Consider the following 12,768-nt stretch of genomic DNA (forward strand, 5'->3'; position numbering starts at 1 on the left):
GTGACCCCTGGGTCACCCGGATGCGGAACCTGCCGGCGATCGTGGTGTCGACGACATTGTCCGAACCGCTCGACTGGCCGGACGCGACATTGGTGAAGGGCGATGCCGTCGATGTCGTGGCCCGGCTCAAAGCGGAGTCGGATATACCGTTGCGTTCGCACGGCAGCCTGTCGATGAACCGGGCGCTGATGGCCGCCGGGCTGGTCGACCGGGTCCGGGTGACCCTGTTTCCGGTGATCACCGGACGTACCGGTTTCGAGCCGGTCTTCCAGGGTGCGGCCGATTTCGATCTCGAACTGCTGGAGACCCGGATACTCGACAGCGATATCCAGGAGCTCGTCTACCGGCCGGTATTGCACGGCTGACCGGTGGCAGCCCGGTCAGCGCCGGGCGGTGTCGTCGACCAGTTCCGACGGCGCCTCTCCCGACGCCGAGGCGGCGACCGCGGCCAGCTCTTCCCCGACGGTTTCCCGGCCGTGGTCCCCACGCGCCGTCCCCGCCGCGTCGTTCGCCCGGGTACCACCGGTGAACAGCGAGAAGAGCGCGCCCAGTACGCAGCAGATCAAAGCGAAGGTGAACGCGGCGGTGAGTCCGTCGGAGAACGGGTCGCTGATCAGATGCGGAAAGAACTCCAGCCCGGTGAGGTGATCGATACCGGCCTGCGGCAGCCCCTGCAGGGCCTCCCCACCGACCTGCCGGATCGGGTTGTAGCCGAGGAAGGCCGCGAAAAGGATGGCGACCGTGGGCAACTGGGACATGGATTGCGCGGACCCCTCCGCCATCCCGCCCGCGGTCAGGCCGTCGAACATCGCGGCGGGCAGATGTGCGCTCAGCCCGGCGATCATCAGCGAGAAGAACAGGCCGATCGACAGCACCTGCGCGGCGTTCTGGAAGGTCGTCATCATTCCGGCGCCGGAGCCGCGAGAGGTCACCGGCAGCGAGTTCATCACCAGGGCACGGTTCGGGGAGGAGAACAGGCCCATCCCGATACCGTTGATCACCAGGATGAGAGCGAACACCCAGTAGCCGAAATCGACCGGTAGCGCGATCAGGGCGGCGAAGGTCGCCGCGGTGATGAACAGCCCGCTGGTGGTGAACCGCGTGGCGCCCAGCCGGTCCGACAGCGCACCGGACAGCGGGGCGCTGAGCAGGAATCCGACCGTCATGGGCAGCATGTAGATACCGGCCCACAGCGGGGTGCGGGAGTAGTCGTAGCCGTGCTGTGGCAGCCAGATGCCCTGCAACCAGATGATGAGGATGAACTGCAGGCCGCCGCGGCCGATCGACCCCATCAGGTTGGCCGCGTTGCCGAACGCGAACGAGCGGTTCCGGAACAGTGACAACTCGAACAGCGGGCTTTCGACTCTGGTTTCGATATAGACGAACGCGCCGAGTACGGCGGCACCACCGATCATGGCGGCCAGCACCCAGGGGTTGGTCCAGCCCATATCGGAACTGCCGTAGGGCTGGATGCCGTAGGTGATGCCGACCAGGATGGCGACCAGCCCGATCGCGAAGGTCACATTGCCCCACCAGTCCATCTTCGCCCGCTTGCGGACGCCGGTGTCGCGGAGTTTCAGATAGGCCCATACGGTGCCGACGACGCCGAACGGCACGGAGACCAGGAAGATGTAGTGCCACTGGATCGGGGCGAGGATACCGCCCACGAGCAGCCCCAGGAACGATCCGGCGATGGCCGCGACACCGTTGATGCCCATGGCGAGCCCGCGCTGATGAGCGGGAAACGCGTCGGTGAGGATGGCGGAACTGTTGGCCATCAGGAACGCGCCGCCGACGCCCTGGACCACCCGCCACGCGATCAGCCAGATCGCCGCTTCCGAACCGTCGAACCAGGTGACGGCCAGGAAGATCGAGGAGACGGTGAAGATCGCGAAACCCATGTTGTACATCCGGGCGCGGCCGAACATATCGCCCAGGCGGCCGAAGCTGACCACCAGTACGGCGGTCACCACCAGGAATCCCATCATCATCCACAGCAGATAGCTGGTGTTCCCGGATTCCAGTGGATTCAGGCCGATGCCCTTGAAGATATCGGGCAGGGCGATCAGCACGATGGACGAGTTGATCGTGGCGATCAACATGCCCAGCGTCGTATTCGACAGTGCGATCCATTTGTAGTGCGGCCCGAGATCGGCGGCATCCGCGCCGGTTTCCCGAGTGGTGAGCGTGGTCATGACGAAGTTCCTCCGAGCAGATGGTCCGGGCGGATGCCGCGGCGGCGCGGCCGCGAGATCGCGGGTCAGGTCATCCCGAGTGCGCCGGCCAGGATCGTGACTCCCCTGCCGACCGTCGCCCGATCGTCGGGGGCCAGCCCCTCGAGGGCCTCGGCGAGCAATTGCGCGCGCCTGGTCCGCGACTCGGCGATCAGACCGGCCCCGGCCGGTGTCGGATCGAGCAGGCGGGCACGGCCGTCGGCGGGGTCGGGAGTGCGTTCGACGAAACCGCGTTCCTCGAGGACGGCCACGATTCGCGACATCGTCGGCGCGGAGACCGATTCCCGTTCGGCCAGGGCGGAGAGCCGGATCGGGGCGTGATTGATGATCGTCCACAGCGCCGAGGCGAGCCCCGCGCTGAGATTCCGGCTCTGGCCGCGGGTGCGCAGGGTCCGGTTTATCCGGGTGAGCAGGTGGTACAGGTGCGCGACTTCGGCGGAGGTCCCGGGCTCATCGGCTGCGGATATGCCCTCCATCGCGCCCAGCTTTCGTGTGTTCGATCGGCGGCATGCCACCACCGCATTTACTTGCTTCCGCTAAGTAACTTTAGCGCACGGGGTATGGACACGCAGGCGGGGCGGACGGCACGACTCCGTATGCCGACTCTCGCCCAGCCCCCAGGACAGCGATATCTACTGCACGGCAATAAGATTCGACCTGCGGCCGTCCGCGCATCGACTCATTGCGCGTCCGGATAGCGGCGTCAGGCCAGAGCGAGGAAGAGCTTCTCCAGTTCCTCCTGGGTCAGCGGCTCACGCTCGCCCGTGCCGTCCTCGTCCAGGCATTCGCGCAACCCGGTGGCGATGATCTTGAACCCGGCACGGTCCAGCGCCCGGGAGACCGCCGCGAGCTGGGTGACCACATCCTTGCAATCGCGGCCCTGCTCGATCATCGAGATCACCCCGGACAGCTGCCCGTGCGCCCGGCGCAGCCGGTTCAGCACCTGGGCGATGGCGTCGTCGTCGCCGACCATGACGGGGCTCCCTTCTCCGGTCCGGTTCCGAATATACCCGCCGGGGTATAGCGACCGGGCCACACCCGAAATGCCGCCGGAAATGACGGAAACTACGGCGCGGGAATTCTAGACTCGACCGACAGCGGAATTGTTGTTCGTGGGATTCAGATCTTTTCGGCATCCATGCGGTCCGAACCGGACTGCCGTATTCGAAGGCTGGTCACCATGTTGGATACCGTGTGGGAACTGCTCTGGTACACGCTGGTCATCTTCGCGTTCATCGCGTACCTGATCGTGCTTTTCCATGTCATCGCGGATCTTTTCCGGGATCGGGGCATGTCCGGAATAGCCAAGATCCTGTGGGTCATCTTCTTGATCGTGGTGCCCTATATCGCCGCGTTCATCTATGTCATCGTGCGGGGCCGGGGGATGGCGGAACGCCAGGTGGCGGCGAATGCCGCCGCCCAGCAGGCGGCCGACGACTATATCCGCCGGGTGGCCGGGAAATCCTCCGCCGATCAGATCGCCGACGCCAAGGCGCTCTTCGACGCGGGCACCATCGATCGGACCGAATTCGAGGCCCTGAAGGCGAAAGCGCTGAGCTGACCCAGCGCTCGTCACGGGGTCGGCGGACCGTCCCGGCCCGGTGGCGCAGCGGAGGTTCAGAAGTCGAAACCGCCGCCGTCGAAACCGCCCCAGTCGCCGCCCATATCGCCCTGGTCGCCGGGATCGAAGCCGGCCCCACCGTCGTCGCCCGCCGACAGCCCGTCCTGGAAGCCCTCGCCGTATCCCGACTCGAAACCGGCGGCGCCGTAGCCGACACCCGCCATTCCCGAGAACAGCGAGGTGAACAGCAGGGCCGAGCCGACGCCCCAGGCGCCGCTGACCAAGGCCGGTTTCCACCAGGGCTCGGAATACCAGCCCGCGGGCACCGGCCGCCCGGCCACCCGCCCGCCCGGGTAGTAGTTCGGGGTGGCCGGAGAGGGGCCCGGGGCCGCGGTGATCCGGCGGTACTCGAAATCGACGGCCCGTTCCTCGCTCACCGCGCCCGCGCTCTCCCGTCCGGCGAGTTCCGGCACGGGTGGTCCCGGGTCCATACCCATCGCGGTACGGGCGGCACGGATGTAATAGAGACCCTCGACCGCAGTTCGGCCGGCCAGTGCGGCCTGCCGGGCGGTGCGGGCCAGGTCCAGCTGGGAACCGGCGGCCGTGTACCGCTCGGCCGCATCGGCCAGGGCCTGGCGTGAGGCGTCGTCGGTACCGGTCAGGTTGTAGATCTGGCCGCCCAGCCGTTCATTGGTCCGGCGGGCGTCGGCCAGCGCGTCGGCCAGGTCGGCCGCGGCGCGTGCCCGGTTCCCACGAGACCGCCAGACGAGATAGACCGCGGCCAGGACGACGACCACGGCGATCAGTAGCCACTCCATATCGCACTCCTTCGGTCCACGGAGCACAGTGCGACCAGCCTACTCGGCGACACCGTGCCGCTGCGGTCTCCGAGGGGCGGTAACCGGGGCCCGTGCACCCGGGCGGCGGTGGCACCCGCAGACTGGCCGTGATGAAACTGCCCGACCTCCCCGAGCTGCCGATCCGTCCCGCTCTCGGCCGCATCACCGGGACCCTGGCCGACCACGGCACCGCCGTGCTGGTCGCACCGCCGGGGACCGGGAAGACGACCCTGGTCCCGCCGGCGCTGGGCGCCGCCGCCGCGGGCCGGGTGCTGGTGGCCGAACCCCGGCGGCTGGCGGCCCGCGCCGCCGCCGCGCGGATGGCCGCGTTACTGGGTGAGGTGGTCGGGGCGACCGTCGGCTATTCGGTGCGCGGAGATCGGCGGGTGGGCCGCGACACCCGGATCGAAGTCGTGACCTCGGGGCTGCTGGTGCGACGGCTCCAGGACGATCCCGAGCTGACGGGGGTCGACGTGGTGGTGCTCGACGAATGTCACGAGCGGCATCTGGACGCGGACCTGTTACTGGCGTTACTCCTCGACGCCCGCGCCGGGTTGCGACCGGATCTACGGGTGCTCGCCACCTCGGCGACCGTGGCGGCGGACCGGCTGTCGGCACTGCTCGGCGGTGGCGACCCGGCGCCGGTGATCGAGGTCCGGGCGCGGAACCACCCGGTGACCACGAATTACGTTCCGCGACTGCCCCGGGAGCGGATCGAGAACCAGGTCGCCCGCGCCACCCGCGCCGCGCTCACCGAGACCGACGGCGACATCCTGGTCTTTCTCCCGGGAGTGGCCGAGATCCGCCGGACGGCGGCCTCGCTGGCCGGGCTCGACGGGGTCGATCTCGTACCGCTGCACGGCCGGCTGCCCGTAGCGGAACAGAACGCCGCCCTGCGACCCGGGTCCCGGCGGCGGGTCGTGCTGTCCACCGCGGTGGCGGAATCCAGCCTGACGGTTCCCGGGGTGCGAGCGGTGGTGGATTCCGGGCTGGCCCGGATTCCTCATATCGATCGGGCCCGGGGGTTGTCCGGGCTCACGACCGTCCGGGTCTCGGCGGCCGTGGCCGAACAGCGGGCCGGGCGGGCCGGGCGCGAGGCTCCGGGGCAGGTGTGGCGATGCTGGCCGGAGTACGAGCACAGCACGTTGCCCGCCTATCCGGAACCGGAGATCCGGACCGCGGACCTGACCCGGCTCGCTGTGGAGCTGGCCTGCTGGGGCACCCCCGACGGCGACGGTCTCGCCTGGTGGGATGCCCCGCCGTCCGGTGGACTGGCGGCCGCCCGGGAGGTGCTGCGGGCACTCGGAGCGGTCGACGGCGAGGGCGCGGTCACCGATCGGGGACGGCGTATCGCGCGGATCGGGTTGCATCCCCGGCTGGCACGGGCACTGCTGGACGGGGCCCCCGTGGTCGGTGCGCGCGCGGCCGCCGAGGTGGTCGCCGTTCTCGACGACGACAGCCTCATCGCCGGCACCGACCTGATCTCCGGTCTGCGGGCGCTGCGGCGCGACCGGCCGGCACGCTGGCGGCGGGAGGCCGACAGGCTGGCTCGTTCGGTCGAAGGGTCCGGCGGCGCCGATGACCCGGCCTTCGTGGTCGCGCTGGCCTATCCGGAGCGGCTGGCCCGCCGCCGCGCCCCGGGATCGGCGAGCTATCTCATGGCCGGCGGCACCGCGGTGACACTGCCCCCCGGCTCCGGAACCGGCGATCCGGAATGGCTGGCGGTCGGTGCCGCGACCCGGGATCCGGGCCGCTCGGAGGGCGCTATCCGCCTGGCCGCGGCCGCCGACGAACGGCTGGCCCGCCGGGCCGCGGCCGGACTGCTGACCACCGCGGACGAAATCGACTGGCGCGACGGCGATGTGATCGCCCGGCGGATCGAACGGCTGGGCACGATCACCCTGTCGGAGAAGCCGATTCCACATCCCGACCGTGATCTGCTCGCCGCGGCGGTACGCCGCGGACTGGTGTCGACCGGCCCCGGGCTGCTGTCCTGGGACACGGCGGCGATCGCGCTCCGCGCGCGCCTCGACTTCCTGCATCGCACGCTCGGCGCACCCTGGCCGGCCGTCGACGACGCATCGCTACTCGCCGCCGCCGACACCTGGCTCGGCCCCGAGCTGGCCTCGGCCCGCCGCCGCGCCGACCTCGAACGCGCGGACGCCGGCCGGGCGCTGCTCCGGCTGCTGCCGTGGCCGGACGCCGCCCGCTTCGACGAACTCGCCCCCGAACGCCTGGAGGTGCCCTCCGGTAGTCTCGCCCGCCTCGATTACTCCCCCGAGATCCCGGTGCTCGCGGTCAAGGTGCAGGAAATCCTGGGCTGGACCGAGACCCCGCGGCTGGCCGACGGCCGGGCCGAGGTCGTCCTGCACCTGCTCTCGCCCGCACAACGCCCGGTGGCGGTCACCTCGGACCTGGCGTCCTTCTGGCGGACCGGCTGGCCGCAGGTTCGTGCCGACCTCCGGGGTCGCTACCCCAAACACGCCTGGCCGGAGGATCCCACCACCGTCGCAGCGCATCGCGGCACCGCCCGCAACGCCCGCCGCGGGCCGGGCGGGCAGCGGGCCTGACCCGCATTCCGGCGGCCCGACCTGCCGAGTCCAGCGGAATGATTGCGGAGTGGTTGCCGGATCCCGCAGACTCGATACCGGGCGACGGTCCGGCCCAGCTCGCACCGGGAGGTCAGGGTGAGGATGTATCGCACGCTCACGCTCGTCGCAGTGGCTCTGCTGGCCCTGGTGGGCTGCGACGACGACACCGGCCCCCGCTCCGACGGCGCGCCGTCGCCCGCCGCGCCGGGCCCACCACCGGAATTCTGGTCGGCCCCGGCCGACACGCCGGAACAGCAAGCGGCCGTCGCCCAGGCGACCCGCCAGGTCGATATCTGCGCCCTGCTCCCCCGCGATACCCTCGACGAGCTCGACCTGGGCGATATCCGGAGCGTGACCGTCGGGCTGAACTCCTGCCGGGCCGTGCTGGGCGACGAGGGCGCGCCCGACACCACCACCCTCACCTGGCAGGCGACCCTGCTGCCCGGTCTCACCCCGAGCCGGGGCATCAGCAAACAGCTGGGTGATGCGAGCGTACTGCTGGTTCCCGGGCGCGACGGCGATCCGCGCGCCTGCGGCGCCACCGTCCGGTTCCCGGCGGGCGCCGCCTTCTACCTCGGGCTCTCGGTTCCCGACCGGGACTCCTGCGCGGTCGCCGATGGTTTGCTGCCCGGTATGGTGGACCGCTGGCGGGAGTCGCCGCCCCAGGGCACCTCACCCGATACCGTCGACACCGTGCTACTCGGCGTGGACCCGTGCGCGGTGCGCGCGACGCTGGCCGGTACCACCGATACCGATGAGCAGCGGCTGAACCAATGCCTGTTCCGGTATCGCGACGAGACCGTCACGGTGGTCTACGAGTATCGCGTCCCCGACCAGGTCCCGGTGCGCAGCACCGAGGAATGGATCGGCGGTCGCACCGTGTACCGGACGACCTCGCTCTACGACAGCAGTATCCCGATCTACGCCGCCGTCGTCGGCCCCGAGCTACCCGCGGGCAGTACCGCATTCGTCGCGCGCGTCCCGGTCGTCGAGGTCACCTCGGCGACCGACGACGTGGCCCGGCAGGTCATGACGGAGGTCCTGACGCTGTTCCCCCAGTGAATCCGCTCGGGTCGGACGACGCGGAGCGTCCGCCGTCTCAGTAACGCTCGTTCAGATACGCGAGCAGCTCATCGTGCAACAAGCCGTTCGAGGCGGCCGCGTTCCCGCTGAGCGGGCCCGGGTTACCGTCCAGACCGGTGAAGGCGCCGCCGGCCTCGGTGACGATCACGGCGCCGGCGGCCATATCGCCCGGGGAGAGTTCCGGGTCGGCACACAGGTCCACCGCCCCCTCCGCGACCATCATGTAGGGCCAGAAATCGCCATATGCCCTGGTACGCCATACCTCCCGGGACAGTGCCAGGAAACCGCCCAGCCGGCCCCGCTCCTCCCAGCCGGTGAGGGAGGAGTAGCCCAGCGACGCGTCGGACAGCTTCGACACCCGGGAAACGCGTAGCCGGGAGGCCGCCGACAGGCTGCGACCGGTGAAGGCGCCGTGGCCCGTCGCGGCCCACCAGCGGCGACCGAGAGCGGGCGCCGAGACCACACCCACCACGGGCCGGTAGCCGCCGCCCTCCGATGCCTCGAGCAGTGACAGCTGGGTGGCCCATACCGGCACCCCGCGCGCGAAATTCTCCAGGCCGTCGATGGCGTCGACCACCCAGCAGCGCGGCCCGGTCCCCTCCAGCCCCTCGCCCGCGCTGAGCGCCGCGTCCCGGGGACGTGCCCGCAGGAGCTGCCCGCGGATGACCTTCTCCACCGCGGTCTCGGTCTCGGTCAGCAGGGCCATATCCGGTCTGGTCGCGACCGCGAGATCGAGCGCCTTGTAGTGGTCCATACTCGCCGCGTCGGCGGTATCGGCGATGACATGCGCGAAGCGGAGATCCTCCGCGTGGTCCTGCATGTATCGAAACTATCCTCAGCGCGGAAGCGGTGCCATCGATCCGCGCTCGGCGGGAGGCCGTTCAGCGGAGCACACAGCGGAAACCGATATGGCTCATACCGGTATCCACCATCTGCGGCCGCCGGGCCGACGGCCGGTACCGCCCGCAATAGCTGTCCGCGCACAGGAACGACCCGCCCTTGACGACCCGCCGGGCGACGGCGAACTGCCCGGAGCGATCGTAGGACCCCTCCGCGCAGCACGGCGTGGTGCCTCGGTCCGCGCCGTAGTAGTCGGTGGTCCATTCCCACACGTTGCCGGCCATATCGAAGAGTCCGTAGCCGTTGGCCGGGAAACTTCCCACCGGGGTGGTCTGCCCGTAGCCGGTGTCCGGCAGGTACGGGAACTCACCGTGCCAGTAGTTCGCCAGCTTCCGGCCGGCCGGTTCGGGATCCTCACCCCAGGTGTAGGTCGCACCGGAGAGCCCGCCCCGGGCCGCCACCTCCCATTCGGTTTCGGTGGGCAGGGCCATCCCCGCCCAGTCCGCGTAGGCCTGCGCGTCCTCGAACGCGATATGCACCACCGGGTGGTTCTCGCGGTCACGCAGCGAGGAACGCGGACCGCGAGGATGGTTCCAGCACGCTCCCGGTGTCCACACCCACCACTGGCTCAGGTGCCGCAGGTCGACCGGACCGGGCGTGCGACGGAACACCAGTGAACCCGGGCGCAGGTTCTCCGGGGGCGCGCCGGGGTAGACGGCGGGATCCAGCGGCCGCTCGGCGACCGTGAGATAGCCGGTGGCGGCCACGAATTCGGCGAATCGGCCGTTGGTCACCTGGTATCGCTGTATCCAGAAGCCGTCGGTGGTGACCTCTTTCGCCGGCCCCTCCTCCGGGTACTCGTTGTCCGCCCCCACGATCGAGGTTCGCGGCGGAATCCAGATCGAATCCCCGTCGAGTCCGACTGTTGTCGCGCGAGTCTCAGTCACCGAAGACCGTTGTCCAATCGCGGGCGATACCGGCAACCGTCCAGCCCTCGGCCGCGGCCCGTTCCAGCGCCTTCTCCGCACCCGCGGTGTAATCGAATTCGCGGTCGGGATCGTCGTGCCGGATCAGCAGCTGCATCGAGAGATGAGCGGACGCGGCGGTGAATTCCAGCATCTCGATATCGCCGTCCGAATTTCCGGCCGCGAAGATCGGCCGCCGCCCGATCCGGCTCCACAGCCGCACCGGCTTGCCCGCACCGTCGTCGACGAATTCCATTTCGGCGGTCGTATACACGTCGGTGTTCTCGTACACCAGACCCACCGCGCTGCCCACCACCCGCTCCGGCGGGATTCCGTACATCGGCCCGGAGACGGGCCGCATGAAATCGCGCCCGCCACCGGAGACGATATAGCAGGTGAATCCATTGGCCTCCAGGTACCGCAGCAGTTCGACCATCGGCACATACCCGCACGCCGTGTACGGGCGCCCGAGGGTGGGGTGCCGCGCATCGTCGAAGAATGCCGCGACCTCGGCGGCGTGCTGTTCGACCGTGATCGCCTCGTGCGCCGCGAGTATCGCTGCCAGCAGCGGTTTCAGGTCGGTGTCGTCGCCCTGATAATGCTTCGTCACTGCCTCACCGAGCCAGGACAGATCCCCCGTATAGGCCGCGCGGTAGGGTTGCCGGTCCCGCAACGACGGGTCGGCCTCGGCCTGCTCCTTGAAGCGCCGCAGCAGGAAATCGAGCTGAATGTACATCGGTTTCTCGCACCACAGGGTGCCGTCGTTGTCGAAAACGGCCACGCGGGCGTCGGGTTCGACGAAATCGGGCCCGCCGGTGGTGACCCGGCCGACGAAGTCGGTGACAGCCGACTTCGTCGGGCCGTCGGACCAGCTCTCCAGCACGGCTCAGTCCTTCGCGAGGAACTTCTGGAGCTTTTCCACCGCGTGGTCGACATTGAAACTGGCCGGTTCGTGCCGCGGCGGGAACTCCCGGAAGGTTTCGAGGAACATCGAGGCCATAGCGGTCATATAGAAGATGAAGTAGTCGTGGCGCAGCAGCCAGTCGTAGTAGGTGTTCGAGGTGACGTCCGCGAACTCGAACGGATCGGTACGCAGGTTGTAGAGCTTGGGTACCCGCAGGTGTACGAACGGTTCGGCCCATACCGCCAGCGTGCCCGGGGACCGCTGCTCCAGGAATACCGCCTTCCAGTTCTCGAACCGCATGGCGATGAGGTCACCGTCGTCGGAGAAGTAGAAGAAACCCCGCCGCGGACTGGTCTCGACCTCTCCGGTGAGATACGGCAGCAGATTGAAGCCGTCGATATGGACCTTGTATGCGGTCTTGCCGTCGGCCCCGGCCGTATGCCCTTTCTTCAGTTTCTCTACGATATCCGGTTCCCCCGCGGCGGCCAGCAGTGTCGGCAGCCAGTCGTGGTGCTGGATGATGTCGTTGGAGACGGCACCGGCCGCGATCTTTCCCGGCCACCGGATCATTTCCGGTACCCGGAAGGCGCCTTCCCAGTTGGTGTCCTTCTCGCTCCGGAACGGGGTCATGCCGCCGTCCGGCCAGGAGTTGCGATGCGGCCCGTTGTCGGTGGAGTAGATGACGATGGTGTCCTCGGCAATACCGAGTTCGTCCAGCACATCCAGCACCGTCCCGACATTGCGGTCGTGATCGATCATGGCGTCGTGGTAGGGGGATTGCCACAACCCGGCCTGCCCGCGGCTCTCCGGTTTCACATGGGTGTAGAGGTGCATATGGGTGAAGTTGCACCACACGAAGAACGGATTGCCCTCGGCGTGCTGACGTTTGATGTAGTCCACGGTGAGGTCGGCGATATCGTCGTCGATGGTCTTCATCCGCTCGGTATCCAGCGGACCGGTGTCCTCGATCGTCTGCTTACCGACCGGACCGAATTTCGGATGATCGGGTTCGGTGGACACCTCGGAGGTCGCCTTGCACTTCAGCACCCCGCGCGGCAGCGCGAAATCGTGCAGGCGGGGGAATTGGTCGGCATGCGGATAGTCGACGTTCTCGGGTTCCTCTTCGGCGTTGAGGTGATAGAGGTTGCCGAAGAATTCATCGAAACCGTGCACGGTCGGCAGATACTTGTTCAGATCCCCGAAATGGTTCTTGCCGAACTGACCCGTCGCGTATCCGAGTGGTTTCAGCAACTCGGCGATGGTCGGGTCCTCGGCGGCCCAGCCGATATCCACTCCCGGGACGCCCACCTTGCTCATACCGGTGCGGTATACGCTCTGGCCGCTGATGAACGCGGCCCGGCCGGCGGTGCAACTCTGCTCGCCGTAGGAATCGGTGAACCGCATTCCTTCGTCGGCGATCCGGTCGATATTCGGGGTGCGATAGCCCATGAGGCCGTCGCTGTAGCAGCTCAGATTGGTTATCCCGATATCGTCGCCCCAGATGACGAGGATATTCGGCTTTCCATCAGGCATATCGGCATCCCTCGGTTGTCGCGACCTGCACGCGTGGAATATCGATTTTCGGCAGCCTTTCGCGGCTGCCCCGGGATGAGCTTCGAGAAGTCCGAACCCCGGCCAGCGTACCCGGCCGTTCCGGCGCTCCCGGTTCTCACCACCACGCGTGTTCCGGAGCGGTCCGCCGCTCTTCCGGTCTCGCCTCACCGGACATCGCGTTCGGCGCGCGTAGGGTC

General features: G+C 68.7%; 12 protein-coding genes. 4 read left to right on the forward strand and 8 right to left on the reverse strand.

Going from position 1 to position 12,768, the window contains the following annotated elements:
- Nucleotides 1-365 (forward strand): dihydrofolate reductase family protein (locus ACWDU1_RS19475; RefSeq protein WP_450000278.1); only part of this gene is annotated, 365 nt, incomplete at its 5' end.
- A 15-nt stretch (nt 366-380) separates the two neighbouring features.
- Here ACWDU1_RS19475 and ACWDU1_RS19480 read toward each other — a convergent pair.
- From ACWDU1_RS19480 to ACWDU1_RS19490, 3 genes are all read right to left on the reverse strand, one after another.
- Nucleotides 381-2,195 carry an MFS transporter gene (locus ACWDU1_RS19480; RefSeq protein WP_450000280.1) on the reverse strand — a complete coding sequence of 605 codons (1,815 nt, stop codon included), beginning with the start codon at nt 2,193-2,195 and terminating at the stop codon, nt 381-383.
- Nucleotides 2,196-2,260: 65 nt separating this feature from the next.
- A complete protein-coding gene (locus ACWDU1_RS19485; protein ID WP_450000282.1) occupies nt 2,261-2,710 on the reverse strand; it encodes a MarR family winged helix-turn-helix transcriptional regulator in 450 nt (149 codons plus the stop codon).
- 227 nt (nt 2,711-2,937) lie between these two features.
- On the reverse strand, nt 2,938-3,207 hold the full coding sequence (locus tag ACWDU1_RS19490) for a metal-sensitive transcriptional regulator (RefSeq protein ID WP_450000284.1): 270 nt from the start codon (nt 3,205-3,207) through the stop codon (nt 2,938-2,940).
- 207 nt (nt 3,208-3,414) lie between these two features.
- Here ACWDU1_RS19490 and ACWDU1_RS19495 point away from each other — a divergent pair, with 207 nt between their 5' ends.
- Nucleotides 3,415-3,795 carry an SHOCT domain-containing protein gene (locus ACWDU1_RS19495; RefSeq protein ID WP_450000286.1) on the forward strand — a complete coding sequence of 127 codons (381 nt, stop codon included), beginning with the start codon at nt 3,415-3,417 and terminating at the stop codon, nt 3,793-3,795.
- A gap of 56 nt (nt 3,796-3,851) precedes the next feature.
- Here the strand turns inward: ACWDU1_RS19495 and ACWDU1_RS19500 are convergent, their stop codons facing one another.
- Nucleotides 3,852-4,613, reverse strand: a complete 762-nt coding sequence (locus ACWDU1_RS19500) for a DUF1542 domain-containing protein (protein ID WP_450000288.1) — start codon at nt 4,611-4,613, stop codon at nt 3,852-3,854.
- Nucleotides 4,614-4,744: 131 nt separating this feature from the next.
- On the opposite strand from ACWDU1_RS19500, the gene hrpB reads away from it, so the two are divergent.
- Entirely contained in the window at nt 4,745-7,204 is a 2,460-nt protein-coding gene (gene hrpB / locus ACWDU1_RS19505) for an ATP-dependent helicase HrpB (RefSeq protein ID WP_450000290.1), read from the forward strand.
- Nucleotides 7,205-7,354: 150 nt separating this feature from the next.
- Complete coding sequence (locus ACWDU1_RS19510) at nt 7,355-8,287, forward strand: peptidase (RefSeq protein WP_450000292.1); 933 nt, start codon at nt 7,355-7,357, stop codon at nt 8,285-8,287.
- A 37-nt stretch (nt 8,288-8,324) separates the two neighbouring features.
- Here ACWDU1_RS19510 and ACWDU1_RS19515 read toward each other — a convergent pair whose 3' ends face one another.
- From ACWDU1_RS19515 to ACWDU1_RS19530, 4 genes are all read right to left on the reverse strand, one after another.
- Nucleotides 8,325-9,128 (reverse strand): inositol monophosphatase family protein, encoded by an 804-nt coding sequence (locus tag ACWDU1_RS19515; protein ID WP_450000293.1) that lies wholly within the window; start codon nt 9,126-9,128, stop codon nt 8,325-8,327.
- A gap of 61 nt (nt 9,129-9,189) precedes the next feature.
- Entirely contained in the window at nt 9,190-10,050 is an 861-nt protein-coding gene (locus ACWDU1_RS19520) for a formylglycine-generating enzyme family protein (RefSeq protein ID WP_450000299.1), read from the reverse strand.
- Between the two features lie 37 nt (nt 10,051-10,087).
- A complete protein-coding gene (locus ACWDU1_RS19525; RefSeq protein WP_450000295.1) occupies nt 10,088-10,996 on the reverse strand; it encodes an HAD family hydrolase in 909 nt (302 codons plus the stop codon).
- A 3-nt stretch (nt 10,997-10,999) separates the two neighbouring features.
- A complete protein-coding gene (locus tag ACWDU1_RS19530; RefSeq protein WP_450000297.1) occupies nt 11,000-12,550 on the reverse strand; it encodes an arylsulfatase in 1,551 nt (516 codons plus the stop codon).
- Nucleotides 12,551-12,768 lie beyond the last annotated feature (218 nt).

Source organism: Nocardia sp. NPDC003345 (assembly GCF_053589395.1).

What these genes read in the sequence shown, in the direction of transcription:
- ACWDU1_RS19480 (WP_450000280.1), bottom strand. Translation starts at nt 2,195, where the DNA reads ATGACCACGCTCACCACTCGGGAAACCGGCGCGGATGCCGCCGATCTC.
- ACWDU1_RS19485 (WP_450000282.1), bottom strand. Translation starts at nt 2,710, where the DNA reads ATGGAGGGCATATCCGCAGCCGATGAGCCCGGGACCTCCGCCGAAGTC.
- ACWDU1_RS19490 (WP_450000284.1), bottom strand. Translation starts at nt 3,207, where the DNA reads ATGGTCGGCGACGACGACGCCATCGCCCAGGTGCTGAACCGGCTGCGC.
- ACWDU1_RS19495 (WP_450000286.1), top strand. Translation starts at nt 3,415, where the DNA reads ATGTTGGATACCGTGTGGGAACTGCTCTGGTACACGCTGGTCATCTTC.
- ACWDU1_RS19500 (WP_450000288.1), bottom strand. Translation starts at nt 4,613, where the DNA reads ATGGAGTGGCTACTGATCGCCGTGGTCGTCGTCCTGGCCGCGGTCTAT.
- hrpB (WP_450000290.1), top strand. Translation starts at nt 4,745, where the DNA reads ATGAAACTGCCCGACCTCCCCGAGCTGCCGATCCGTCCCGCTCTCGGC.
- ACWDU1_RS19515 (WP_450000293.1), bottom strand. Translation starts at nt 9,128, where the DNA reads ATGCAGGACCACGCGGAGGATCTCCGCTTCGCGCATGTCATCGCCGAT.
- ACWDU1_RS19530 (WP_450000297.1), bottom strand. Translation starts at nt 12,550, where the DNA reads ATGCCTGATGGAAAGCCGAATATCCTCGTCATCTGGGGCGACGATATC.